The sequence below is a fragment of the Amycolatopsis magusensis genome, assembly GCF_017875555.1.
Classification (GTDB): Bacteria; Actinomycetota; Actinomycetes; order Mycobacteriales; family Pseudonocardiaceae; genus Amycolatopsis; species Amycolatopsis magusensis.
The window spans coordinates 8,854,135-8,880,040 of sequence record NZ_JAGGMS010000001.1 but is presented as its reverse complement, the minus strand read 5'-3'; the positions used below and the strand labels follow the sequence as shown (position 1 = coordinate 8,880,040).

The following is a 25,906-nucleotide window of genomic DNA, read 5'->3' as shown; positions in this document are numbered from 1 at the left end:
CTACTAAAGTAGGTCAGCTCCACTCGATCCCGAAGACGCCGGGACCGAAGTCGAGCGCGACCGCGTGCACCGCGTTCGCGTCATCGATTTTCAGCTCCCGGCGGACCTCGGGTTCGTGGTTCCCGGGGCGGGTGTACTGCCAGCATTTCTCCGGCGTTTCCCCGTTCTCGAAACTCACTTCGAGCAGGTATTCACGAACCGGCCGGTGGAATGCGCGGAACTGCGAATGCCGCCATTGGGGGTTGGGCGGTCCTTCGTCGACCATCGAGTACTCGATCAGCTGCGTCTCACCCCGGTCGATGGGCCGGTCGAACAGCAGTTCCGCGACGGTCAGGCCGTGCTCGGCGTCGACCTCCACCTGGCCGAGCCGGCAGTTGCGCAGGGCGGTCAGTTCGGGGGCTTCCGGCTGGCCCTGGTCGTACACCAGCAGCCACCGGTCCTGCCCGTCCGCGGTGGCCTGGAAGACCGCCCGCGCGGTGACCACCCGCGGACCCCCATCCTCTGTCACCGCACAGTGATCGTGCAGTCCGACGAGCTTGAGCGACTGCTGCTTTTCCAGCGCGTGGGGCGCCCCGATGCGGGCCAGCATCGGCTTGAGCACGGTCTGTGCCGGACTGGGCGCGGAGCGCTCCCGGCGCGACGACGCACCCCGCGGCCGGGGCGGCGGGAGCAGGCCCAGCAGGGCCCCGCTGGTCAGCTCCAGCACCTCCTCCAGCACCCGCACCGCGGAAATGGAACTGGCCCGTTCCGGCTGCCGTTTCCCGGACTGCCAGTAACTGAGCGCGGTGACGCTGACCGAAACCCCGCGGGACTGCAATCGGGCCTGCACGCGGTCGAGGCTCAGCCCGCTGGTGGAAATGGCCCCGCGCAGCGCGGTGGCGAACCCGTTCGGCTCCCCGTTCATCCGATTCCCGCCCCCAGACTCCGGCTACTCGTGGGTAACGATAGGGACAACATTAGCAGTGATCTGTAACGACTTCGGTTGGTAGCTGCGTGCTAAACTCTACGCCAAACGGAGTAGTCACGTTCGGGTGAACGGCCTAGTACTGGTAACTGTGAATCATTGCCGGGGCCTCGGCTGCCGGGATTGCATGGCTGCCACGCAACCAGGTCGGGAACGAGAAAGGCAGCTCATGGCGAACTCTCGGAAGCTTTGGCGCGGTACCACGGCGGGTGTCGCCGCCGCGGGCATCACGGCGGCGGTCGCCGCCTTCACCGCGGGCCCCGTGCAGGCGGCTGAAGGCCAGATCCTCGGCGCGAACGACGCCAACGCCGTCGCGGACAGCTACATCGTCGTGCTCAAGGACGTCGTCGCGGCGCAGGGCGAGGTCAAGGCGGCGGTGAGCACCCAGGCGCAGACCCTGGCCTCGCAGTACGGCGCCGAAGTCAGCCGCACCTACAGCTCCGCGCTCGAGGGCTTCTCGGTCAAGGCCACCGAGGCCGAGGCCAAGCAGCTCGCGGCCGACCCGAAGGTCGCCTTCGTGTCGCAGACCAAGACGGTGCACGCCAGCGAGACCCAGCAGAACCCGCCGTCGTGGGGCCTGGACCGGGTCGACCAGAAGGACCTGCCGCTGGACCAGGCCTACAACTACGACACCACCGCGGACAACGTCACCGCGTACGTGGTCGACACCGGCGTGCTCGCCGACCACCCGACCTTCGAAGGCCGCGTGTCCGGCGGTGCCGACCTGATCGACAACGACGACGACCCGACCGACGGCAACGGGCACGGCACGCACGTGGCGGGCACCATCGGCGGCAAGGAGTACGGCCTGGCCAAGGGCGTCAAGATCGTCCCGGTCCGGGTGCTCGACGACAACGGCAGCGGCACCACCGAGCAGGTCGTCGGCGGCATCGACTGGGTGGCCGAGAACGCCAGCGGCCCGTCGGTGGCGAACATGAGCCTCGGCGGCGGTCCGGACGAGGCGCTCGACGCCGCGGTCCAGGGCGCCATCGGCAAGGGCGTGACCTTCGCGGTGGCGGCGGGCAACGACTCGTCCGACGCCAGCGGCTACTCGCCCGCCCGCGTCGAGGAGGCCATCACCGTGGCCTCCAGCGACGACCAGGACGCGCAGTCGAGCTTCTCCAACTTCGGTTCGGTCGTCGACATCTACGCCCCGGGCACCGACATCACCTCGGCCTGGAACGACGGCGCCGAGAACACCATCAGCGGCACCTCGATGGCCACCCCGCACGTGGTGGGTGCCGCGGCGCTGTACCTGTCGGCGAACACCTCGGCCACCCCGGCCCAGGTCGCCGAGGCGCTGACCGGCGCGGCCACCCCGGACAAGATCACCAACCCGGGTTCGGGCACCCCGAACAAGCTGCTCTACACCGGCAAGTGAGCTTTCAGTGACTGAGCGGGGCCCGGCGTTCGCGCCGGGCCCCGCTTGTTACTTGCTAGTACGGTAGGCGGATGACCGTGCGGAAGAAGATCCTGATCACCGGTGCCAGCTCCGGCCTGGGCGAGGGCATGGCCAGGCAGTTCGCCGCTCGCGGGCGCGACCTCGCGCTGTGCGCGCGCCGGACCGGGCGGCTGGACGCGCTGGCCGCCGAGCTGCGATCCGCCCACGGGGTGACCGTGCTCACCAGCGCGCTGGACGTCAACGACCACGACCGGGTGTTCGAGGTGTTCAAGGAGTTCCGCGAGGAGTTCGGCACCCTCGACCGGATCATCGTCAACGCCGGGCTCGGCAAGGGCCAGCCCATCGGCACCGGCCGGTTCGACGCCAACAAGCAGACGCTGGAGACGAACTTCGTCGCCGCGCTCGCGCAGGCCGAGGCAGCCATGGAGATCTTCCGCGACCAGCGCGCCGGGCATCTGGTCTTCGTGTCCTCGTTCAGCGCCCTGCGCGGTCTGCCGAAGAACCTGACCGCCTACGCCGCGTCCAAGGCCGGGCTGTCCGCGCTGGCAGACGGCATCCGGGCGGACGTGGCAGGCAAGCCGATCAAGGTGACCACGCTGCTGCCCGGCTACATCGAGTCGGAGATGAGCGCGCGCTCGGAAGGGCGCAACCCGCTGCAAACCGGTGCCGAAGCGGGCGCGCGGGCCATGGTCAAGGCCATCGAACGCGAACCGGCGAAAGCCTTCGTGCCGACGTTCCCATGGCTGCCGCTGAGCGTGATCATGCGGGTCGCGCCGCTGCCGGTACTGCGGAAGTTCGCCTGATGGGCGCCATCTACCTGGTCCGGCACGGCCAGGCCTCCTTCGGCGCGGAGGACTACGACCGGCTGTCCGAGCGCGGTATCCGCCAGTCCGAAGTGGTCGGCGAGGAACTCGCGCGACGCGGGGTGAAGTTCGCGCAGGCACGCTGCGGTTCGCTTTCGCGGCAGCGGGCGACGGCGGCGAGCGCGCTGCAGGTGCTGGGCGGCCCGCCGGAAATCGGCGAGGACCCGCGGTGGAACGAGTACGACCACGTCGACATCGCCAAGCACCACGGTGGCGGCATCTCGCAGGACAGCGCCGACCCGCGCGCCTTCCAGGCGGCACTGGACCAGGCACTGGTCGACTGGGTGCTGGCCGGGCACGACAGCCCGTGCGCCGAAACCTGGCCCGCCTTCTTCGACCGGGTCTCCGGCGCGCTGGCCGAACTGGCCGGTGCGCTGGGCAAGGGGCAGGATGGCGTGGTGTTCACCTCGGGCGGGGTGATCGCGGTGCTGTGCGGTGCGCTGACCGGGACACCCGAAGCGGGGCTGGTCAAGTTCAACCGGGTGACGGTCAACGGCGGCATCACCAAGCTCGTTTCCGGACGTGGTGGGGTGAGCCTGCTCTCGTTCAACGAGCACGCCCATTTCTCGGGGGAAGCCGAAGTTCTGCTCACCTACCGCTGAGGAGTTCGCATGAAACCGTTCGGCCAGGTGCGCTTGGTCCCGGTGAACGGGAACGGGCCCGAGGACGTGGTGGTGGACGCCACCGGGGCGGTCTACACCGGGTTCGACGACGGCCGGATCATCCGGGTGTCCGAGCAGGGGCGGCGGATCGAGCTGATCGCCGACACCGGCGGGCGCCCGCTCGGGCTGGAGTTGTACGGCGACGACCTGCTGGTGTGCGACGCCTCGCGTGGGCTGCTGCTGGTCTCGCCGACGTCCGGTGCGGTGAAGACGCTGGCCACCTCCGCGCTCGGCAAACCGATCATGGTCTGCAACAACGCCGGTGTCGCGGCCGACGGCACCATCTACTTCTCGGACTCGTCGGACCGCTTCCCGCTCTCGGCGTGGCGGGAGGACCTGATCGAGCAGCACGCCGGCGGACGGCTGCTCCGGTACTCGCCTGATGGGCAGCTCTCACTGGTCGGCGACGGGTTGCAGTTCGCCAACGGGGTCGCGCTGGCGCCGGACGAGTCCTTCGTGGCGGTCGCCGAGACGGGCGCGTTCGCCGTGCGGCGGTACTGGCTGGACGGCTCGGGCCGCCAGGACCTGCTGGCCTCGGACCTGGCCGGCTACCCGGACAACATCTCCACCGGCTCCGACGGCCTGATCTGGGTGACCCAGGCCAGCCCGCGGGTCCCCGCCCTCGACCTCGTGCGACGGCTGCCGGGCCCGCTGCGCCTGGGCGTCCGGCGGCTGCCGGTCGGCCTGCAACCGTCGCCCTCCCGCAGCACGGGCGCACTGGGCCTGTCGGTGGACGGTGCCGTGGTGCACGACTTCCGCGGGGAGATCCCGGGCTTCCACATGGCGACCGGCATCCGGGAACGGGACGGCCTCCTGTACCTGAGCAGCCTGGAAGAACGGGCGATCGCCCTCACCTCGTTGGCCTAGGCCACGTGGTTGCGGTACGCCTCGATGGTCTCGGCCAGGACTTCGGCGCCTGGCCGGGCCCACAGGTCGGTGTTGAAGACCTCCACCTCGATCGGGCCGTCGTACCCGGCGGCTTCGACGCAGGCACGCAGGCGGCGGTGGTCGATCGGGCCGTCGCCGGGCAGGGCGCGGCCCATCAGGGTGTCGGTCAACGGCACCAGTTGGTCGCACACGTGGAAACCGGCGATCCGCCCCGCCGCCTTCGCGATCAGGTCTTCGACGCGCGGGTCCCACCACACGTGGAACTCGTCCACCACCACGCCCACTGCCTCGGCCGGGTACGGCTCGGCGATCGCCAGCGCCTGGTCCAAAGTGGACAACACGGACCGCTCGGCGCACTGCATCGGGTGCAGCGGCTCCAGGCCCAGCCGCACCCCGCGGTCCAGCGCCAGCGGCACCAGTTCCTCGACGGCGTCCGCGACCAGCTGCCGTGAGCGGACCAGGTCGCCACCGGCGATCCCGCCGACCACCAGCACCAACACTTCGGCCCCCAGCCGCGCGGCTTCGTCGATGGCCACCCGCGTGTCCGCGACACCGTCCACAGGGGACCCATCGGGCTGCACCCCGGTGAAGAAACCACCACGGCACAACGAAGAGACCCGCAGCCCGTGCTCCTTCACCAGCCGTGCCGCTTCGTCGACGCCGACCTCGGCCACCTTGTTCCGCCAGAAGGCGATCCACCCCACCCCGGACTCGGCGCAGCCCCGCACGGCCTCCGGCAGCGACCACGAATTCGTGGTGATCTGGTTCAGGCTCAGCTTGTCCATCAGGCCACCCCCGCCACGCTCAGCAGCGAGCGCATCCGCGCCACCGCGAGATCCGGGTCCTCCAGCACGCCCGCGGCGTCGGCCAGCCGCAGCACGTCGGACAGGTGCACGATCGACCGCGCCGACTCCAGGCCGCCGATCATCCGGAAGTGGTCCTGGTGCCCCATCAGGTGCGCCAGGAACACCACGCCCACCTTGTAGTGCGGGGTCGGCGCGCGGAAGATCTCCCGTGACAGCGCCACGGTCGGGTCGAGCAACGAGCGGAATCCTTCAGTATCCCCGGAATCCAGCCGGTTCAACGCCGCCCCGGCGACCCGGGCGATCGGGTCGAAGATGCCGAGCAGCGCCTCGCTGTGCCCCTGCTCGTCACCCGCGATCAGCTCCGGGTAATTGAAGTCGTCGCCGGTGTAGCAGGAAACCCCGGCGGGCAGCGAACGCCGGAAGCCGACTTCGACCTCCGCGTCCAGCACGGAGACCTTCACCCCGGTGATGACGGACGCGTGCTCGGCGCAGAGCTTCGCCAGTTCGGCGGCGGCGTCGCGGACGTCGGCGTGCCCCCAGTAACCGGCCAGTGCCGGGTCGAACTGCTCGCCGAGCCAGTGCAGCAGCACCGGGCCACCGGCGTCGGCGAGCACCCGCCCGTACGCCTCGTGGTAGTCCTCCGGCCCCTTCGCCACCGCCGCCAGCGCGCGGCTCGCCATCACCACCGGCACCGCGCCCGCCTCGCTGACCAGCGCGAGCTGCTCCCGCCACGCCTCGACGATGTCGTCCAGCGAGGCCGGACCCGATGGCAGCTGGTCGGTGCCGACCCCGGCGCACCAGCGTCCGCCCGCCGCGCGCGCCTCGGCGCCGGTGCGCCGGATCAGTTCCTGCGTGGCGGCCCAGTCCAGGCCCATGCCGCGCTGCGCGGTATCCATCGCCTCGGCCACGCCCAGCCCGCAGCGCCACAGGTGGTGCCGGAAGCGCAGCGTGGTGTCCCAGTCGACGGTCACCTCGAACGCCGGGTCACCCGCGGCCAGCGGATCGGCGACCACGTGCGCGGCCGCGTAGGTCACGCGCGAGGTGACCGGCGCCGGCGAGGTCAGCGGGGTGGTGCGGCCGGTGGGGGAGAAGGGCTCGAGCGTCCGCTCGCGCGTGGGCAACAGCAGTGGGCTCATCGGCGGACTCCCGGTTGGTGAAAGCGCTTTCTGAACAAGGTAGGCAAAACTCCGCGGAACGACAAGAGGCCGTCAGGGCACTCCCGCGGTCAGCACGTCGACGGACAGTTCCCGCACCACCGATTCGTGGACCTCGACGCCGAGTCCCGGGCCGGTGGGCACCCGCGCGATGCCGCCGTGCACCTGCACGGTTTCCCCGGTGGCGTAAGCGGATCCGACGAACTGGCGGCCGTTCAGGTCGACCGGGGTGTCGATGCCGAAGGCGGCGAACAAGTGCAGCGACGCGGCCAGTCCGAGGTCCGAGTCGGTCAGCCCGGAACCCATCAATCGCACCCCGCTGTCTTCGGCGAGCGAGCACAATCGCCGGGAAAGCGTCAATCCGCCACTGCGCTGCACCTTCGCGATCGCCACGTCTACCGCGCCCAGTTTCACGAAGGTGGCCAGATCACTCGGGTGCCGCAGGCTCTCGTCCAAAGCGATCGGCACCGCGGATTCGGCTCGCAGCCGCCCGAGACCGACCACGTCGTTGGCTGGCAACGGCTGCTCGAAGGCGTGAACGTCCAATTCGGACAGCACGCGGGAGACCCGCACGGCCTCGTCGACCGCGTACGCCTGATTCGCGTCCACCCACAGCGGAGCATCGGCACCGGCCGCCTCCCGGACAGCCCGCACCACGGCGAGGTCCTCGGCGTGCAGCCCGATCTTCACCTTGAACGCGCGATAACCGGCCTCGCGGCCCTCGGCGACCCGCTCGGCCACCTCGCCGGGGGACTGCCCGGAGACCATCCAGCCCAGCTCGATCTCCTCTGCCCGGCGCTGTCCCCACAGCACCCCCACCGGCACGCCGAGCGCCCGCCCGAGCAGGTCGTGCAGCGCCATGTCCACAGCGGACTTCGCCAGCGGCGCCCCGATGGAGAAACCCCGGTTGATGACGCGGTCGAACACGCTGGTCACGCCGTCGAGGTCCCAGCACGGCCGCCCGAGGATCGCGGGCGCCAGGTAGCGGTCGATGGTGGAGACGATCGACTCGGCGGTCTCGTAGGTCCACGCCGGGATGGGCGTGGCCTCACCCCAGCCGCTCGCGCCGTCCGCGCTTACCTTGACCAGCACCCGCACGCTCGGCCGTCCGGCCACCGCGACCGCACCGCCCGCGACGCCGAACGAGCGCAACGTCGGCAACGCCACCGCGAAGGTCTCGACCCGCTCTACCACCAGGCCCTTCATCGACGAGCCGCCGTGCTCGAGCGCAGGACCACCTCACCGGAGAGCCGGGTGATCCGGCTGCGCGTGCTCGTGTTGCCCTTGATCGCCAGCTCCATCGCCTTCTCGCCGAGCTCCTCCAGCGGCAGTGCGACCGTGGTCAGCGGGGGATCGAGGTCGCGGACGACCGGGATGTCGTCGAAACCGGCGAGCGACACCTGGCCGGGCACCGGGATGCCCGCCTCGCGCAACGCGGTGAGCGCGCCGATCGCCATCACGTCGGTCACCGCGAACACGCAGTCAGTGTCCAGCCCGCGCGCGATCAGCTCGTTCATCGCGTCGTAGCCGCCGTCGCGGGTGAAGGGCGCCTCCACGATGTCGCGTTCGGCGAGTTCGATACCGGCTTCGGCCAGCCCGTCGCGGAAACCGCCGAGCCGATCGACCACTGTGGTCAGTGCGCGCGGGCCGGTCAGCACTGCGAACCGGCGATGTCCCTGCGCCAGCAGGGCTTTCGCCAGCGCGGCGGCACCCTCGCGGTTCTCCGGCTGCACGGTGTCCACCCGCAGGCTGCGGTGCCTGCTGACCACCGCGACCTGACCGCCACCGCGGCGATACGGATCGATCTCCGCCGCCAGCGCCTTCTCCCACGCCTTGTCCTCGAACCCGGAACCGATCAGCAGGATCGCCGAGGCCCGCTGCGCACGTAGCATGGACACGTACGCGATCTCCTTCTGCGGATCGCGGAACGTGCTGGCCAGCATCACCAGCAGCCCGTTGTCACCGGCCACGCGCATGACACCGCGGGCGATCGCGGCGAAGTACGGGTCACTCACGTCGTGGCAGATGACGCCGACCGTGCGGTGTGACGCCCCGGCCAGCGCCTGCGCGTGCGCGTTCGGCGTGTAGGCGAGCTTCTCCGCGGCGGCGACCACCCGGTCACGCAGGTCGGCGCGCACCTTCGTGGTGCCGTTCAGCGCCCTCGACGCCGTCGCGAGGGAAACCTCGGCGGCGCGGGCCACGTCTTCGAGCGTGACGTGCGGACGACCGTTCATCACGGCTCCCCTCAACGAATCCTTGACCGGTCTGTCTGGTGTGCATACTCTACCTGAAAGCGCATTCAGAAAGCGCATTCAGGGCCGGGAAGCGCACCATCGGGTGCCGGTCGCAGGACGGAGGGTCATGGTCACGCGAACCCCGACCGAGGGACTCGGGCAGTCGGTGGGAGATTCACCGGGCGGCGTCACCGAACGGGCGCGGCCGGGGGCCGGCGATCGCTTCGTCCGCTTCCTCGAACGCTCGTGGCGCCCGTTCGTGTTGCTGGCACTGCTGTTCGCCGGCTGGTGGGCGATCACCGCGGCGGAACTGGTGGAGCCCTTCGAGGTCGCTTCCCCTGGTGTCACGCTGGAAACGATCCTCGCCAAGCCGGACTACTTCCTCGACCACGCCTGGACCACCACCTACGAAACGCTGCTGGGTTTCGTCATCGCCACGGTGATCGGCGTGTTCGCGGCGGTCATCATGGTCTACTCCTCGACGATCGAGAAGAGCCTCTACCCGCTGCTGTTGTTCGCGCAGGTGATCCCGAAGATCGCGGTCGCCCCGCTCTTCGTGGTGTGGCTGGGTTTCGGGCTCGGCCCGAAGGTGATCGTCGCGGTGCTGATGGCGTTCTTCCCGGTGGTCATCTCGATGGTCACCGGCCTGAAGTCGATCGACCCGGAAATGCTGGAACTGTCCGCGACCATGGGCGCCAAGCCGTGGCAGACGTTCTGGAAGATCCGGTTCCCGGCCTCGCTGCCGCACCTGTTCTCCGGGTTGAAGGTGGCCGCCACGATGGCGGTGACCGGTGCCGTGGTGGGTGAGTTCGTGGGCTCCGAAGAAGGACTCGGTTTCATCATCCAGCAGGCCAACGGCAACTTCGACACCCCGACGCTGTTCGCCGGCCTGGTGATCATCTCGCTGATGGGTGTGCTGCTCTTCCTGATCGTGGAATGGCTGGAGGCGCTCGTGCTGCCGTGGCACGCGAGCCGCCGTTCCGACAACGTCACTACAACGCTGTAGAGAAGAGGCGTGAACAAATGAAACTCCGCGCTCTCGCCGCAGGAGCCGCCGCGGTGCTGCTGCTGGCCACCGGTTGCGGTGGCTCGGAAACGCCGCAGTCCACCAGTGCCGACGGCAAGACCCTGGACAAGGTCACGCTGACGCTGAACTGGTACCCGTACGGCGAACACGCCCCGTTCTACTACGGCAAGAACCAGAAGATCTTCGAAAAGCACGGAATCGACCTGGAAATCCGCGCCGGGCAGGGTTCGCAGAAAACCGTGCAGGCGACCGCGTCCGACCAGACCGATTTCGGCTGGGCCGACACACCCGCGGTACTGGCCGGGGTCGGGCAGGGGATGAAGGTCAAGAGCATCGGCGTTTTCCTGCAGACGACACCTTCCTCGGTGCAATTCTTCTCCGAAAAGGGAATCGCCACCCCCGCGGATCTCAAGGGCAAGAAGATCGCCAGCACCGCCGGTGACGCGCTGAGCAAGACCTTCCCCGCCTTCCTCAAGGCGAACGGGCTCGCCGAGGGCGACGTGACCCTGCAGAACACCGACGCGGCGGGCAAGATGGCCGCGGTCATGTCGGGCCAGACCGACGCGCTGCTCGGCTACGCCACCGACCAGGGCCCGACCATGCAGGAGAAGGCGGGCAAGCAGGTTTCCTACCTCCGCTTCGCCGAACACGGGCTGAGCTTCTTCTCCAACGGCCTGCTCACCTCGCAGAAGACGCTCACCGAGCGCAAGGACCTGGTGCAGCGCATGGTCACCGCCTCCAGCGAGGCGTGGACCGCGGCCAAGGGCGACCAGGCCGCCGCGGTGGACGCGATGCAGGGCTCCTCGGAGCAGCTGCCGTCGAAGGCGGTGCTCTCCGAGCAGTTCGCCAAGACGCTCGAGCTGCTGAACACCCAGGCGACGCAGGGCAAGGCGCCCGGGGTCAACGACGAGGCGGACTGGCGCAGGACCATCGAGATCTTCGCCAGCTCCGGCGTGATCCAGAAGGCCGAAGAGCCCAGTGTGTACTGGGACGGCGGGCTCGCCCCGAAGGGATGACGGACGACATGAGCACGGCTGAAGCCACGCCGATCACCCCGACGGGCACTTCGCACGCGGTCGAGCTGAGCGACGTCGCGGTCCGCTTCCGCACCAAGAAGCGGGACGTCACCGCGCTGCACGAGGTGTCGCTGCAGGTGGAGCCGGGGGAGTTCGTCGCCATCGTCGGCCCGTCCGGCTGCGGCAAGTCGACGCTGCTGAAGCTGGCGTCCGGCCTGCTCAAGCCGTCGACCGGCGGGGTGCGCGTGCTCGGCGCCGAGGTCACCGGACCACGCCGCGACATCGGGTACGTGTTCCAGCGGGCCGCGCTGCTGGAGTGGCGCTCGGCCCGCAAGAACATCCTGCTGCAGGCGGAGATGCGCAAGATGGCGCCGGAGGCGGCGCGGCGCCGGGCGGACGAGCTGATCGAGATGACCGGCCTGACCGGGTTCGAGGACGCCTACCCGCACGAGCTCTCCGGGGGCATGCAGCAGCGGGTGGCGCTGTGCCGCGCGCTGCTGCACCGCCCGCCGGTGCTGCTGATGGACGAGCCCTTCGGCGCGCTCGACGCGCTGACCAGGGAGCAGATGAACGTCGAACTGCGGCGCATCTGGCAGGAGACCGGCACCACGATCCTGCTGGTCACCCACTCCATCGCGGAGGCGGTCTACCTGGCCGACCGCGTGGTGATGATGACCGCGCGCCCTGGCACCATCGCCGGCGTCGTCGACGTGGCGCTGCCGGTCGAACGCGACTACGCCAGGACCATGGCGGAACCGGAGTTCGCGCGGGCGACCCGGGTGATCCGCGACCACCTCGGCTCGGCCTCCGCGGCCGACTGAGCACATCCGAACAGACTTGGGAAGGGCTGGCATGGCGGGGATCGAGCAGCGGTCGATCGGGATCGTGATGAACGGCGTGACCGGCCGGATGGGCTACCGGCAGCACCTGCTGCGGTCCATCCTGGCGCTCCGCGAGCAGGGCGGGCTCCGGCTCGCCGACGGCGCCGTGCTGCTGCCCGAGCCGATCCTGGTCGGGCGCAGCGAGGCGAAACTGGCCTCGATCGCCAAGGACCACGGGATCGACCGGTGGACCACCGACCTCGACGAGGCGCTGGCCCTGCCCGACACCGAGATCTACTTCGACGCCCAGGTGACCAGCGCGCGGGCGGACGCGATCAAGAAGGCGATCGCGGCGGGCAAGCACATCTACACCGAGAAGCCGACCGCCGAGGACACCGAGGGCGCGCTGGAGCTGGCCCGGCTGGCGCGCGACGCCGGGGTCAAGGCCGGCGTGGTCCAGGACAAGCTGTTCCTGCCCGGTTTGCGCAAACTCAAGCGGCTCGTCGACGGCGGTTTCTTCGGACAGATCCTGTCGGTGCGTGGCGAGTTCGGTTACTGGGTGTTCGAAGGCGACTGGCAGGAGGCGCAGCGGCCTTCCTGGAACTACCGCGCCGAAGACGGCGGCGGAATCATTGTGGACATGTTTTGTCATTGGCGGTACGTGCTGGAGGAGATCTTCGCCGGCGTGCGGACCGTCCAGTGCCAGGGCGCCACGCACATCCCGCAGCGGGTCGACGAGGCCGGCCGGGCCTACGCCGCCACCGCCGACGACGCGGCCTACGGCATCTTCGAGCTCGAGGGCGGGGTCATCGCCCAGGTCAACTCGTCCTGGACGACCCGGGTGTTCCGCGACGAGCTGGTCGAGTTCCAGGTGGACGGTACCGAGGGCAGCGCGGTGGCCGGGCTCCGGCGCTGCCGCGTGCAGCACCGCTCGATGACGCCGAAGCCGGTCTGGAACCCGGATCTGCCCGCCGGCGAGGACTTCCGCGCCCAGTGGCAGGAGGTCCCGGACAACGAACAGTTCGACAACGGATTCAAGGTTCAGTGGGAGCTTTTCCTGAAGCACGTGGTTTCGGGTGAAGAATTCCCGTGGGATTTCCTCGCCGGCGCGCGGGGGGTCCAGCTCGCTGAACTGGGCTTACAGGCCTGGCGTGAGGGCAGGCGTCTTGACGTTCCGGATTTGAAGCTGTAGGTATTGCGTGAGTCTGTTGCCCCGAATGCTCGATTGACTTCAAGGCATCCGAATCTAATGTTCACAGGGGTAACTGATAGCGCTTTCTTAACGCATTAATGAATAAATCTGTACCGGAACTAAAACGACGCTGAAACGGAAGAGGTCCCCATGTTCGGTCTCAGTCGCGCCCGCAGCCGGTCCCTGGCCGCGCTCACCCTGGCCGCCGCCAGCTCCAGCCTGGGCCTGGTCGCGCTGGCCACCCCGGCCAGCGCCGGTTTCGTCACCTTCTGCGAGGGCAGCGGTGGCGCGGTGACCGTGCCGGGCGAGCTCCGCGTGGCGACGGGCAAGTCGTGCGTGCTGGACGGCACCAGAGTCACCGGCTCGGTCACCGTGGAGCCGGGTGCCAACCTGGTCGTCACCGGCGGCACCTTCGACGGTGGCGTGGCCGTGCAGGACGACGGCTTCTTCGACGCGCAGGCCACCAAGATCGCCGGTGACCTGGTGCTCACCGACGCCTACGGCACCTTCGTCTCCGGCGGTCCGGTCGGCGGCAACGTCAAGGTCTCCGCCGCGGCCCACCCGGAGCGCTCGACCTACGCCTTCCTCAGCGGCGCCGAGGTGGCCGGTGACGTCACCTCCACCGTCGGTGAGGTCTACGCGGAGAACTCCGAGTTCGCCAAGTCGGTCACCGGTACCGGGGTGTCCTACCTGGACCTGACCAACTCGGTGATCGGTGCCAACCTGAGCGTCACCGGCGCCACGCTGGGCTCGGTGTTCTGCGGTGGCGAGGTCTACGGCAACGCCACCTACACCGGCAACTCGCACACCCTGCAGATCGGCGCCGACGGCCCGGTCATCGCCTGCGCGCAGGCGAGCTACTGGGGCGGCAACGTCACCATCTCCGACAACACCGCCGATGTGCGCGTGAGCAACAACATCATCCGGGGCAACCTCGCCGGCACGGGCAACGCCCCGGCTCCGACCGGGGCGGACAACCGCGTTCGCGGCACCGTCTCCGGGCAGTTCGAAAACCTGTCCGCCTCCGCTTCCGGGTTCGCCGCCCGGTCGGCGGCGGTCAGCCCCGAGGCCGAGGCCCAGGCCAAGGTCGACCAGCGCCGTTCCGCGGCCGAGAACGCCGCGGCTGTCGCTGGGCCCGCGCAGCTCTGATCCGGGTAACACCACTGCGCTGAACGGGCTGGGGAAGTAGCTCCAAACCGTGGTGCGGCACCCGCCAGGTGCCGCACCACGGCTTCGCAGCGAACGCCAACAGAGAGGTTGGACCCCGTGAAGCGGTTGAAGTCCCGTGCGCTTTCCAGGCGGCTGTCCGCCGTGGCCGGGTTGTTGCTGGCCACCGCCATGGCGGCGGCACTGACCGCGGCACCCGCCGCGGCCCACGCCAGGTTCTCGGTCCTGGTGTTCTCCAAGGTCACGAATTTCTACCACGATTCGATCCCGGCGGGGATCGCGGCGATCGAGAAGCTCGGGGCCGAACAGCACTTCGACGTCGAAGCCACCGACGACGCCGCCGCGTTCACCGACGAGAACCTCGCCCGGTTCGACGCGATCGTGTTCAACAACACCAACTCCACGCCGGAGAAGGGCGACCTGCTCGACGCCGGGCAGCGCGCCGCCTTCCAGCGGTTCATCCAGGCCGGTGGCGGGTTCACCGGCATCCACGCGGCTTCGGCCAGCGAGCGCGACTGGGCCTGGTACGAGGGCCTGGTCGGCGCCATCTTCACCCACCACCCCGCTCCCCAGGTCGGGCGCGTCAAGGTGCTGGACCGGGTGCATCCGTCCACAAAGGACTTGCCGGAGGTCTGGGAGCAGACCGAGGAGTGGTACAACTGGAAGGTCAACCCGACCGGCAAGGTGCACACGCTGGCCCAGATCAAGACCGGCGACGGCATCCCCGGTCTGGACCAGGGCCTGGAGCACCCGTGGTCGTGGTGCCAGAACTACGACGGCGGCCGCTCCTGGTTCACCGCGGGCGGGCACGCCAAGGAGAAGTTCAGCGATCCGCGGTTCCTGAGCCACCTGCTCGGCGGGATCGAGTGGGCTTCCGGTGCCAAGCCGGGTGACTGCTCGGCCACCCAGGACAAGAACTACCAGCGCGTCCCGCTGCAGACCCAGGGCCTGGCCGACCCGTTCGAGCTGGCCGTGGCCCCGGACCGCCGGGTGTTCTACATCCAGCGCACCGGCGCGCTGAAGATCATCGACCAGCAGACGCTCAAGCTCAGCACCGCGCTGGACTTCCAGTACAGCTCCGACATGACCAGCCAGTCCGACGGGCTGCTGGGGCTGACGCTGGATCCGAACTTCGCCGAGAACAACCACCTGTACCTGCTCTACTCGGACAAGGTGGAGAAGCGGCTCAACGTCTCGCGGTTCACCGTCACCGGCGACGTGGTCGATCCGGCCAGTGAGAAGCGCCTGCTGGAGGTGCCCACCTACCGCGGTGAGGGCCGCGCCAACTCGCACATGGCCGGTTCGCTGGCGATGGGCAAGGACGGCAACCTCTACATCGCCACCGGCGACAACACCGACCCGTTCGCCTCCGACGGCTTCGCGCCGATCGACGAACGCGAGGGTCGTCGCGCCTGGGACGCCCAGGGCACTTCGGGCAACACCAACGACCTGCGCGGCAAGGTGTTGCGGATCACCCCGCAGCCGGACGGCACCTACACCGTGCCCGAGGGCAACCTGTTCCCGCCGGGCACCGAGAAGACGCGGCCCGAGATCTACGTGATGGGCATGCGCAACCCGTTCCGGATCACCGTGGACCCGCAGACCGGCGCGCTGCTGGTCGGCGACTACGGGCCCGACTCGAAGACCGCCAACCCCGACCGCGGCCCGGAGGGCACCGTCGAATTCGACCGCATCACCAAGGCGGGCAACCAGGGCTGGCCGTACTGCACCGGCAACAACACGCCGTTCAACGACTGGGACTTCGCCACCGGCAAGTCGAAGGGCAAGTTCGACTGCGGCAACCTGGTCAACGACTCGCCGAACAACACCGGGCTCACCGAGTTGCCGCCCGCCACGCCCGCGTGGATGTGGTACGCCTACTCGGCCTCGGCGGAGTTCCCCGAACTGGGCACCGGTGGCGGCGGCCCGATGGGCGGCCCGGTCTACGCCTACGACCCGGACAACCCGCTGGTCACCAAGTTCCCGGAGTACTTCGACGGCAAGTGGCTCAACTACGAGCTGACCCGCAAGTGGTTCAAGGCGATGTCGGTCCAGCAGCAGGACCAGGCCTTCACCGACCCGAAATTCCCGCCGGTCGAGGCCGGTGACCTCAACTCGATCAACAGCATGCTCGGCGGCATGAGCTGGATCCAGCCCTTCGAGGCGGAGTTCGGCCCGGACGGCTCGCTGTACGTGATCGACTTCGGCGAGGGCAGCGGCACCGGCCGCGGTGGCAGCAACGAAGGCGCCGGCATCTACCGCATCGACTACGTGGCCAACGGCCGGGCGCCGTCGGCCAAGGTGACGCCCTCGGTGGACAACGGGCGCGTGCCGCTGACCGTCGACTTCTCCAGCGAGGGCACCGGCGGCGGTGACGGCGAGCCGATCACCTACGCCTGGGACTTCGACGGCGACGGCACGATCGATTCCACCGAGCCGAACCCGACGCACGTCTACACCGAACCCGGCCGGTTCACCGCCCGGCTCACCGTGACCAGCACGACGAACGACCTCACCGGGGTCGCCGTCGCCGAGATCACGCCGGGCAACACACGTCCGGAGGTCAAGGTGAGCACGCCGGTGCACGGCGGCATGTTCGACTTCGGCGACCGCATCCCGTTCACCGTCGAGGTCACCGACCGGGAGGACGGCCGGATCGACTGCTCGAAGGTCGTGGTGCAGTCACAGCTCGGGCACGACACGCACCTGCACCCGATGGACAACGTGGCCGGCTGCACGGGCACCGTGCAGACCGACGCGGGCGGCAGCCACGGCCCCGGCCAGAACCTGTACGCCGCGCTCAGCGCCACCTACACCGACAACGGCGGCCGCGGCGCGCCGAGCCTGGTCGGGTCGGCGCACCTGACGCTGGAGCCGAAGCGCAAGGAGGCCGAGCACCACGAGGGCACCGGTGGCCCCAACGGCGGCGTCCAGGTGATCAGCAACAGCGGCGCGTCCGCGGGCAAGCGGCTCGGTGAGATCGAGCACGGTGACTGGGTCGCCTACGACCCGATCAACCTCAAGGGCATCGGCTCGGTGACCGTCGGCGCCGGGTCCGGTGGCCTCGGCGGCACCATCGAGTTCCGCGCGGACTCGCCGACCGGGCCGCTGCTGGGTTCCGCGGTCATCCCGAACACCGGCGGCTGGGGCAACCTCGTCTCACCGACCGTGCCGCTGACCGATCCGGGACGCCCGGTGAAGCTGCACGCGGTGTTCGTGAACCCGGACTGGACCCCGGCCAAGGCTGACCTGCTGTCCCTGGACTGGGTGCAGTTCAACGGCCAGGGCGTGACCCTGCCGGGCATCAACGCCGAGGTCGCCGTCACGGCCGCACCGGCTTCGGGCGCGGCACCGCTGACGGTGGCGTTGAGCGCCAAGGTCACCCCGCCCGCCGGCCGCACGATCGCCGAGTACCACTGGAACTTCGGGGACAACGCCAAGGCCGACGGTGCCACCGCGAGCCACGCGTACCCGCGCAAGGGCAGCTACACCGCCCGGCTGACCGTGGTGGACGACACCGGGGTCGTCAGCAGCGGGCACGTCGTCATCACGGTCAACTGAAAGGGCTGGGAAGATGGAATCACGTCGTACTTTCCTGAAGCTGGCCGCCGGCACGACCGTGGCCATGGGACTGACCAGCGGAATCGCCGCCGCTGAACCGCTGCACTCGGTGCCGTTGGACCACATCGGCATCCAGCTCTACACCGTGCGTTCGCTGATGACCACCGACGCCCAGGGCACGCTCGACGCGCTCAGCGCGATCGGGTACGCCACGGTCGGGGTCAGCGGGCTCTACGGGCACAGCCCGCAGGCGTTCCGCGCCATGCTGGACAAGGCGAACCTGCGGGCCGTGCTCACGCACACCAGCTGGGACGCCATGCGCGCCAACGCGGCCCGGGAGATCGAGACCGCGCGAGTGCTGGGTGTGCGCTACCTCGTGGTGCCGTCGCTGCCGGGTTCGCTGCAGACGGTCGCCGGGTACAGCCTGGCGGCGTCGGAGTTCGGCAGGTGGGGTGTGCTCGCCCGCGGCGCCGGCCTGAAGTTCCTGTTCCACAACCACGGCGTCGACTTCAAGACCGTCGACGGCCGGGTGCTCTACGACATCCTGGTCGAAGAGACCGACCCGCGGTTCGTGAACTTCGAGCTGGACATCTACTGGATCTACAACGGCGGGTACGACCCGCTGGACTACTTCGCGCGGTACCCGGGCCGGTTCCCGGTCTACCACGTGAAGGACATGGCGCCGGACGGGTCGTTCGAGGATGTCGGCCACGGCACCCTGGACTGGCCCGCGATCTTCCGCCGGTACGCGCAGTCCGGGATCCGGGAGTACGTGGTCGAGCACGACCAGCCCAAGGTGCCGCTGGCCTCAGCGGCGCGGAGTCACGAGTACCTCCGGAACGTCCGCTTCTAGCGACCGTTCCGCGGTAGCCCACCTCACCGCCGGGCCCATGGCGAGCCCGGCGGTGAGGAAGGCACCACCGAGGACCAGCCAGCCGAGCGTGCCGCCGGAAAGCACCAGCGTGGTCAGCACCAGCGGGCCGATCATCCGCGCGACGGCGAAGCCCGAGCCGAAGAAGCCCTGGTACTGGCCGTGCTTGCCGTCCGGGGCCAGCGCGAAGCTGATCTCCCAGGCGCCGGAGGCCTGCATCATCTCGCCCAGCGCCTGCAGTGCGGCGGCGCCGAGCAGGATGAGTGCCGCTGTCCACGGTCCGGTTCCCGCGGCGGACAGGGCGAAGACACCGCAGGACGCGAGTAGCAGCACGCCCGCGTACCTCACCGTACGACTCGCCGTGGTCAAGCTCGTGACGCGACGGGCCACGCGGACCTGGAACAGCACCACGCTCACCGTGTTGAGCACCAGCAACGCCGAAACTGTCCAGCTGGGCGCCTGCGTGCGCTGGACGATCCACAACGGGATCGCCAGCCCGATCATCGGGATGTGCAACTGCATCACCAGGTTGAGCAGAGACACCAGCGCGTACGGCTTGTCCCGCAGGACCGCCAGCCGCGGTTCGCCGGTGGTCCTGGCCGGGGCGGGCGGGGTCGGCGGCAACCGGAGCAACAGCAGCGCGGCGACGACAAACCCGGCGAAGTCCACGACGAACACCGCGAGGTAGGCCGCGCGGGTGTCGGCGTAGAGCGCCAGGCCGCCGAGCGCGGCCCCCACCGCGAGCCCGGCGTTCGTGCTGGACTGCAGGTACGCCCGCGTCGCCGTCCGGCTGGCTTGGTCGACCAGCGCGGCGAGCAGCGCCTGCCGCGCGGCGGACAGTCCACATTGCATCGAGGCGTAGACGCAGGCGGCCAGCACGAAAGCGACGAACGAGCCGATGAACACGAAGGCGCCCACGGCGACCGCGGTGGCCAGCGCCAGCGCGACCGCCGTCCCCTTCGGACCGCGGCGGTCGGCGAGCGCGCCGAGCGGCACGCTCGCCAGGAAACCCGCCGCCCAGCCGACCGTCAGCCCGAAGCCGACCTCGGTCGCCGACAGCCCGACCACCCGCGTGAAGTACAGCGCGGAGGTGACGTAGAAGGCGCCGTCGCCGAAGGAGTTGATCAGCTGGGCGAGCGCGAGCACGCGGGGTGGGCCAGGCTGGGGGAGAACGCTCATGGCAGCAACGGTAGGAGTCGCATTGGCCGGCCAGAAGGTCCAATATCGACCAGGGTCGGCTGGGCCAATCCGGGGCCGCCGGAATAGCCGGGCGCGTTCGGGCGTCTGTTGCTGACGAGACAACCAAGTTACGGAGAGGAGCTTTTCCATGCTGTTCGGTGACGAACACGTCCGCCGGTACGAGGAAACCGACGGGGAGGTGGGGCACGACTGGCAGAAGGGGGCGCCGGTGCTCATCCTCACCACGAAGGGCCGCAAGACCGGGCAGGACCGCAAGTTCGCGCTGATCTACCAGGAGCACCAGGGCGCCTACGTGGTCGTCGCCTCCAAGGGCGGGGCCGACCAGCACCCCGGCTGGTTCCTGAACCTGCAGGAGAACCCCGAGGTGCAGGTCCAGGTCAAGGCCGACAAGTTCACCGCGCGGGCCCGTACCGCGGACGAGCAGGAGAAGGCCGTGCTGTGGCCGAAGATGGCCGCGGTGTGGCCTGACTACGATGACTACCAGAAGAAGACGGACCGGCCGATCCCCGTGGTCGTGCTGGAACGCCAAAGCTGATCCACCGGCAGGAAGCGCAGGGCACCATGTCGAAGGACTCGACCGTCGAGGTAGCCGGGTTGCTGGCCAAGCTCGCCGAAGCCGAACGGCAGGCCGAGCGGGGGGAACTCGACCCCGCCGAGGTGCCGGGCCTGGCCCGCGCGCAGCGCATCGTGCGCGAGCTCGCGGCCTGGCCGGTGGAATCCGACTCCGACCGCTGAGGTCCGGCGTGCTGCGCAGGAGAAGTCTTCGGTGGACCCCGCTCGAAACCGGGCGGGGTCCCTTCACGCTCCGTCAACTGTGGGCGGTGACCAGGCGGTTCCCCCGTCGTGGGCGCGGGTTCTTCTACAGCCTGGCGATCGACGTCATCTGGCCGATGCTGGTGTTCGGCACGCGGCCGAGTTTCCGCGGCACCGAGCACCTGCCCGCCTCGGGTGGGTTCGTGGTGGCGTCGAACCACCTGTCCTACGCCGACCCGACCACGCTGACCGCGTTCTGCCTGTCGGCAGGCCGGGTCCCGAGGTACCTGGCCAGGGCCGACCTGTGGCGGTTGCCGCTGGTCGGCTCGATCATGTCCGGTGGCGGGCACATCCCGGTCCACCGCGGCAAGCCGACCGCTTCGGGTGCCTACCGGGACGCGGTCGGCGCGGTCCGGCGCGGGGAGTGCGTGGCGATCTTCCCGGAGGGCGGGTTCTCGAAGGACCCGGACCACTGGCCGGTGCGGGGCAAGACCGGCATCGCCAGGATCGCGCTGGAGACCGGGGTGCCGGTGGTGCCGGTGGCCAACTGGGGCACGCACGAACTGCTGCCGCAGGGCAGCCCGCTGCCGCGGTTCTTCCGCAGGCCGCGGGTGCAGCTGGTGGCCGGGCCGCCGGTCGAGCTGTCCGACCTGGTCGGTGCCGAGCCGACGGCGGCGGTGCTGCGGGAGGCCACCGACCGGATCATGACGGCGGTCACCACTCTCCTCGGTGAAGTCCGCGGGCAGACCCCGCGCGTCACCCGTTAGGGGCATAGGCTGGCGAGCATGAGTGCTCATTTCGATGTGGTGGTGCTGGGAGCGGGGCCCGGCGGGTACGTCGCGGCCGTGCGGGCTGCCCAGCTCGGGCTGAAGACGGCGATCGTCGAGGAGAAGTACTGGGGCGGTGTCTGCCTGAACGTGGGCTGCATCCCGTCGAAGGCGCTGCTGCGCAACGCCGAACTGGCCCACCTGTTCCACAACGAGGCCAAGACGTTCGGCATCCAGGTCGACGGGACGGTCAGCTTCGACTTCGGCGTGGCCCACGACCGCAGCCGCCAGGTCGCGGAGGGGCGCGTCAAGGGCGTGCACTTCCTGATGAAGAAGAACAAGATCACCGAGTTCACCGGCCGGGGCGCGTTCACCGACGCGAACACCCTCGAGGTGGCGCTCAGCGACGGTGGTTCCGAGACGATCACCTTCGACAACGCCATCATCGCCGCGGGCGCGACGACCAGGCTGCTGCCGGGGACGTCGGTCAGCGATCGCGTGGTCACCTACGAGGAGCAGATCCTCACCCGTGAGCTGCCGGAAAGCATCATCATCGCCGGCGCCGGGGCGATCGGGGTCGAGTTCGCCTACGTCATGCACAACTACGGCGTGCAGGTCACGATCGTCGAGTTCCTGGACCGGATGGTGCCGCTGGAGGACGCCGAGGTGTCCAAGGAGCTGGCGAAGCGGTACCGCAAGCTGGGCATCGAGGTGCTCACCTCGACCAGGGTCGAGTCGATCGACGAGTCGGGTGCGAAGGTCCGGGTGACCGTCTCCAAGGACGGCAAGGAGCAGACGCTCGAAGCGGACAAGGTGCTGCAGGCCATCGGTTTCCAGCCGCGGGTGGAGGGCTACGGCCTGGAGAAGACCGGCGTCGAGCTGACCGAGCGGGGCGCCATCGCCATCGACGGCTTCTGCCGGACGAACGTGCCGCACATCTTCGCGATCGGGGACGTGACCGCGAAACTGATGCTGGCGCACGCCGCCGAGTCCATGGGCATCGTCGCCGCCGAGACCATCGGTGGCGCGGAGACCATGGAACTGGACTACCAGATGATCCCGCGGGCGACGTTCTGCCAGCCGCAGGTCGCCTCGTTCGGGTGGACCGAGGAGCAGGCGCGGGAGAAGGGCTTCGACGTCAACGTCGCGAAGTTCCCGTTCACCGCGAACGGCAAGGCACACGGCCTGGCCGACCCGGTCGGTTTCGTCAAGATCATCAGCGACAACACGCACGGGGAACTGCTCGGCGCGCACATGATCGGCCCGGACGTCACGGAGCTGCTGCCGGAACTGACCCTGGCGCAGCAGTGGGACCTGACCGTGCACGAGGTCGCACGCAACGTCCACGCCCACCCGACCCTGAGCGAAGCCGTCAAGGAAGCCATCCACGGCCTGGCCGGCCACATGATCAACATGTAATTCGTCGGGGGTGAGGGGGAGTTCGGGTGCCCCCTCACCCCGCCCCTCGTCTCACCTCCCACTGCCTGAACTCCACATTCAGGCAGCCGAACCCCACGTTCCCGCAGCCGAACTCCGCATTCAGGCAGCCGAACCTCACATTCCCGCAGCCGAGTCCCACATTGGTGCGGCTGATCCCCCCACTCCTGCATCCGAGTGCCACATTCGGGCGGCCGAATCCCGCGTTCGCGCAGTTGGGTCTCGCGTTGTCGCAGCTGAATCTCGCGCTCTCCCAATCGAGTCTGGGGCTCCTGTGGCCAATACCTGTTTTCTGGCAACGAAGTCCCACTTCGGCGCAGTCGAAACGATGTTCCCCCAACCAGGTTCACGTTGCCGCAGTCAAAATTCGCGGATCCTGCAACCGAATCCGACATACCTGCAGTCGAGTCCCGCTTTCCCGTCGCCGGGTTCCGCATTCGTGCGATTCCCATTCACCCGTTTGTGTCCCCAAGTATCCGTTCCAATCGAACGTCTGTTCGCCTAGGGTCGATGACATGGGGGAATCCTTGGAGGACATGCTCCTCACCATGAAAGCCACTGCTGCGGAAATGGCCCGGCTTGACGCTCGGCTGGCTCGGCAGGTGGTCTCGTTCGCCCGCGCTTCGAAGACGAGGCGCGGGGTGGCCGAGGAGTTGGCGATGGCGCTGTGCATGACGAAGTTCAAGGCACAGGCGTTGCTCGGTCATGCCGAGGGCCTGGTCGATCGCTTCCCGCGGGTGCTGAACCTGGTGGAGCACGGTCTGGTCCCCATGGCGTCAGCGGTGGCGGTGAACGGCGCCGCCTCCTGGCTGGAGTACGACAAGGCGGCGGTGGTGGACAAGGTGATGTCCGATCGGCTGCTCGGCAAGAACCCGACGTCGGCCCGGCGCTCGGCGAGCTCGGCGGCGGCGCGTGCTGATCCGCTCGGCTTCGAGGCTCAAGCCATCAAGCGCCGCGAGAACCGCGGGCTGTTCCTGAAGCACGGTGAGGCCGGCGTGGCCGGTCTGTCCCTGGAAAGCGCGCCCGTCGAAAAGGTCACCGCCGCGTACGTCTGCGTCGATCGACAGGCTCGCCAGCTCAAGACCCGTGGCGAGCCCGGCACGCTGGACCAGCTCCGTGCGGACGTGGCGCTGGACATGCTGGTGGGCAAGCAGTTCGGCGGCGAGCCCAAGGCCCATGTGTATCTGTACATGGACGTCCTGACCTACGCAGGCCTCCGCAATGATCCGGCGGAGCTGGCCGGGCACGGTCCGATCCCGGCCGCGCTGGCCCGCCACCTCGCCTCCGGCCGCAAGACGGTCTTCCAGCGCATCATCACGGACCCCGTCGACGGCCAGATCCTCGAGTTGGGACGCCGGCGGTACCGGCCCAAGGCCGGGCTCGACGAGCTGGTCCGGGTCCGTGATCGCGAGTGCCGTCGACCGGGGTGCACGCGACCCGCGCAGTTCGGCGACCTCGACCACTGCGACAGCACCGGTCGGGGCTGGGCAAAGGGTTGTCCGACCAACGCACGGACGCTGGTGGGATTGTGTCGGGCGGATCACAAGCTTCGCGACGTCCCCGGCTGGCGACACACCGTCGGTCCGGATGGCACGCTGACCATCACCACCCCGGCCAACCAGAGCTACACCAGCAAACCGCCGGGCCTGGGCGGGGTGGACGACGTCTACGGGGCTGGAGCGTGATCGGGTGAGTGAGCTGTTCCTGCGCGACGTGCGGCTGGGGCTGGACGGGCCGCTGGTCAACGTGCGGATCGCCGACGGCAGGGTGACCGGGATCGGCGACGAGGGTCCGGGACGTGCCGAGGTGGTCGACGGGGATGGCGGCACCTTGCTGCCGGGGCTGGTGGACTCGCACGTCCACACCGAACAGTGGGCCAGTTCCCGTCGTCGCATCCCGCTCGAGCAGGCGAAGTCGGCGGCTGAGGTGGTCGACATCCTGGTGCGCCACGGACATCGGCCCCAGGAGTTGCTGCTCGGGGGCGGGTTCCGTGACGGGCTCTGGCCGGACGCCCCGCACAAGGACCTCCTCGAACGGGCGCTGCCGGGGCAGGCGATCGCGTTGTTCAGCGCGGACCTCCACACGTTGTGGCTGAGTCCTGCCGCGCTCGCGCTGATCGGCCGGGAGCATCCGACCGGCGTGCTCATCGAGAACGACTGCATGAGCGCGACCGCCGAACTGCCCGCGGCGCCGCCGGAGGTGGTGGATCGCTGGGTGCTCGAGGCGGCGGAGGCCGCAGCGGCGCTAGGGGTCACGAAGATCGCCGACTACGAGTACACCGACACGATGGCTGCCTGGGAACGTCGGCGTGAAGCGGGACCGCTGCCGGTTCGCGTGTCCTGTGTGATCGCCCGCCACCTCCTGGACACGACCATCGCCCTCGGCAGGCGCACCGGTGACACCGACGGCCTGCTCAGCGTCGGCCCCTACAAGCTCTTCGTCGACGGATCGCTCAACACGCGCACGGCCTACTGCCACCACGCCTACGACAGTGGCGACCACGGCCTGCTGGAACTGCCGTATGACGAACTTGTCGCCCTCATGCGACGCGCCGCCGAGCACGGCATCGTTCCCGCAGTGCATGCGATCGGTGATCACGCGAACACGCTCGCGTTGGACGCCTTCGAGGAAATCGGGGTCGGCGGGCGGATCGAACACGCTCAGCTGGTGCGGACCGAGGACCTGCCCCGGTTCGCGAAGCTCGGCGTGGTGGCCAGCGTCCAGCCTGCACACCAGCCCGACGATCGCGACGTCGCCGATCACCACTGGCCTTCCAGGACAGCCGACGCGTTCCCTTACCGCGCCCTGCACTCCGCCGGGGCGACGCTGGAGTTCGGGTCCGACGCTCCGGTCGCGCCGCTGGATCCGTGGGACGCGATCGCGTCAGCGGTCGAGCGGACCGACGACGAACGCCCCGCCTGGCATCCCGAGCAGGCGTTGCCGTTGGAGGCCGCGTTGAAGGCGGCGTCCGGGGGCCGCGGCACCGTCGAGGTTGGCGACGTGGCCGACTTGGTCGTGGTGGCGGCGGATTTGCGCACTGCCGACCTGCGCTCGGTACCGGTGATCACCACCATCCTGGACGGCCGCCGCACATTCTTCCATTCGTTGGGCTGAATGGCTG

23 protein-coding genes are annotated in these 25,906 nt (G+C 69.3%); 17 read left to right on the top strand and 6 right to left on the bottom strand.

All coding sequences use genetic code 11. The annotated features are described in order from the left end of the window. Positions 1-13: 13 nt before the first annotated feature. Complete coding sequence (locus tag JOM49_RS39950; RefSeq protein WP_209669703.1) at positions 14-904, bottom strand: hypothetical protein; 891 nt, start codon at positions 902-904, stop codon at positions 14-16. Positions 905-1,133: 229 nt separating this feature from the next. Here JOM49_RS39950 and JOM49_RS39945 point away from each other — a divergent pair, with 229 nt between their 5' ends. The 4 genes from JOM49_RS39945 to JOM49_RS39930 all read left to right on the top strand — a co-directional run bounded on the left by JOM49_RS39945 (position 1,134) and on the right by JOM49_RS39930 (position 4,758). Then, on the top strand, positions 1,134-2,345 hold the full coding sequence (locus tag JOM49_RS39945) for a S8 family peptidase (protein WP_209669701.1): 1,212 nt from the start codon (positions 1,134-1,136) through the stop codon (positions 2,343-2,345). A gap of 71 nt (positions 2,346-2,416) precedes the next feature. After that, the gene (locus JOM49_RS39940) at positions 2,417-3,169 is read left to right on the top strand and encodes an SDR family oxidoreductase (RefSeq protein ID WP_209669699.1); all 753 of its coding nucleotides are present in this window, start codon (positions 2,417-2,419) and stop codon (positions 3,167-3,169) included. Continuing rightward, complete coding sequence (locus JOM49_RS39935; protein WP_209669697.1) at positions 3,169-3,831, top strand: histidine phosphatase family protein; 663 nt, start codon at positions 3,169-3,171, stop codon at positions 3,829-3,831. The genes JOM49_RS39940 and JOM49_RS39935 overlap by 1 nt, the downstream gene beginning before the upstream one ends. Positions 3,832-3,840: 9 nt before the next feature. Further along, positions 3,841-4,758, top strand: a complete 918-nt coding sequence (locus tag JOM49_RS39930; protein WP_209669695.1) for an SMP-30/gluconolactonase/LRE family protein — start codon at positions 3,841-3,843, stop codon at positions 4,756-4,758. Here the strand turns inward: JOM49_RS39930 and JOM49_RS39925 are convergent. The 4 genes from JOM49_RS39925 to JOM49_RS39910 form a co-directional block, all read right to left on the bottom strand. Further along, positions 4,755-5,564 (bottom strand): sugar phosphate isomerase/epimerase family protein, encoded by an 810-nt coding sequence (locus JOM49_RS39925; RefSeq protein ID WP_209669693.1) that lies wholly within the window; start codon positions 5,562-5,564, stop codon positions 4,755-4,757. The genes JOM49_RS39930 and JOM49_RS39925 overlap by 4 nt on opposite strands. Continuing rightward, on the bottom strand, positions 5,564-6,721 hold the full coding sequence (locus JOM49_RS39920) for a dihydrodipicolinate synthase family protein (RefSeq protein ID WP_209669691.1): 1,158 nt from the start codon (positions 6,719-6,721) through the stop codon (positions 5,564-5,566). Before JOM49_RS39920 ends, JOM49_RS39925 begins: the two co-directional genes overlap by 1 nt. Positions 6,722-6,793: 72 nt before the next feature. Continuing rightward, the gene (locus JOM49_RS39915; RefSeq protein ID WP_308159030.1) at positions 6,794-7,933 is read right to left on the bottom strand and encodes a mandelate racemase/muconate lactonizing enzyme family protein; all 1,140 of its coding nucleotides are present in this window, start codon (positions 7,931-7,933) and stop codon (positions 6,794-6,796) included. Between the two features lie 8 nt (positions 7,934-7,941). Beyond that, positions 7,942-8,973 carry a LacI family DNA-binding transcriptional regulator gene (locus JOM49_RS39910; RefSeq protein WP_209669687.1) on the bottom strand — a complete coding sequence of 344 codons (1,032 nt, stop codon included), beginning with the start codon at positions 8,971-8,973 and terminating at the stop codon, positions 7,942-7,944. A gap of 127 nt (positions 8,974-9,100) precedes the next feature. Here JOM49_RS39910 and JOM49_RS39905 point away from each other — a divergent pair, with 127 nt between their 5' ends. From JOM49_RS39905 to JOM49_RS39875, 7 genes are all read left to right on the top strand, one after another. Beyond that, entirely contained in the window at positions 9,101-9,979 is an 879-nt protein-coding gene (locus tag JOM49_RS39905) for an ABC transporter permease (protein ID WP_209669684.1), read from the top strand. 17 nt (positions 9,980-9,996) lie between these two features. Further along, complete coding sequence (locus JOM49_RS39900) at positions 9,997-11,016, top strand: ABC transporter substrate-binding protein (RefSeq protein WP_209669682.1); 1,020 nt, start codon at positions 9,997-9,999, stop codon at positions 11,014-11,016. 8 nt (positions 11,017-11,024) lie between these two features. Next, a complete protein-coding gene (locus tag JOM49_RS39895; RefSeq protein WP_209669680.1) occupies positions 11,025-11,837 on the top strand; it encodes an ABC transporter ATP-binding protein in 813 nt (270 codons plus the stop codon). A 31-nt stretch (positions 11,838-11,868) separates the two neighbouring features. Further along, a complete protein-coding gene (locus JOM49_RS39890; protein ID WP_245369632.1) occupies positions 11,869-13,029 on the top strand; it encodes a Gfo/Idh/MocA family protein in 1,161 nt (386 codons plus the stop codon). Between the two features lie 150 nt (positions 13,030-13,179). Further along, entirely contained in the window at positions 13,180-14,178 is a 999-nt protein-coding gene (locus tag JOM49_RS39885) for a hypothetical protein (protein WP_209669678.1), read from the top strand. Between the two features lie 117 nt (positions 14,179-14,295). Next, on the top strand, positions 14,296-17,757 hold the full coding sequence (locus tag JOM49_RS39880; protein ID WP_209669676.1) for a ThuA domain-containing protein: 3,462 nt from the start codon (positions 14,296-14,298) through the stop codon (positions 17,755-17,757). A 13-nt stretch (positions 17,758-17,770) separates the two neighbouring features. Then, positions 17,771-18,610 (top strand): sugar phosphate isomerase/epimerase family protein, encoded by an 840-nt coding sequence (locus tag JOM49_RS39875; protein WP_209669673.1) that lies wholly within the window; start codon positions 17,771-17,773, stop codon positions 18,608-18,610. On the opposite strand, the gene JOM49_RS39870 is transcribed toward JOM49_RS39875, so the two are convergent. Further along, the gene (locus tag JOM49_RS39870; protein WP_209669671.1) at positions 18,566-19,807 is read right to left on the bottom strand and encodes an MFS transporter; all 1,242 of its coding nucleotides are present in this window, start codon (positions 19,805-19,807) and stop codon (positions 18,566-18,568) included. The genes JOM49_RS39875 and JOM49_RS39870 overlap by 45 nt on opposite strands. A gap of 148 nt (positions 19,808-19,955) precedes the next feature. On the opposite strand from JOM49_RS39870, the gene JOM49_RS39865 reads away from it, so the two are divergent. From JOM49_RS39865 to JOM49_RS39845, 6 genes are all read left to right on the top strand, one after another. Beyond that, positions 19,956-20,363: a nitroreductase family deazaflavin-dependent oxidoreductase gene (locus tag JOM49_RS39865; protein WP_209669668.1), complete on the top strand. Its 408-nt coding sequence runs from the start codon at positions 19,956-19,958 to the stop codon at positions 20,361-20,363. A 26-nt stretch (positions 20,364-20,389) separates the two neighbouring features. Continuing rightward, positions 20,390-20,563, top strand: a complete 174-nt coding sequence (locus JOM49_RS43570) for a hypothetical protein (protein ID WP_245369631.1) — start codon at positions 20,390-20,392, stop codon at positions 20,561-20,563. A gap of 86 nt (positions 20,564-20,649) precedes the next feature. Next, entirely contained in the window at positions 20,650-21,348 is a 699-nt protein-coding gene (locus JOM49_RS39860; protein WP_372444188.1) for a lysophospholipid acyltransferase family protein, read from the top strand. 18 nt (positions 21,349-21,366) lie between these two features. Beyond that, positions 21,367-22,767 (top strand): dihydrolipoyl dehydrogenase, encoded by a 1,401-nt coding sequence (gene lpdA, locus JOM49_RS39855; RefSeq protein ID WP_209669664.1) that lies wholly within the window; start codon positions 21,367-21,369, stop codon positions 22,765-22,767. A 533-nt stretch (positions 22,768-23,300) separates the two neighbouring features. Next, complete coding sequence (locus tag JOM49_RS39850; RefSeq protein WP_245369630.1) at positions 23,301-24,470, top strand: DUF222 domain-containing protein; 1,170 nt, start codon at positions 23,301-23,303, stop codon at positions 24,468-24,470. A 4-nt stretch (positions 24,471-24,474) separates the two neighbouring features. Next, a complete protein-coding gene (locus JOM49_RS39845; protein WP_209669662.1) occupies positions 24,475-25,899 on the top strand; it encodes an amidohydrolase in 1,425 nt (474 codons plus the stop codon). Positions 25,900-25,906: the final 7 nt, after the last annotated feature.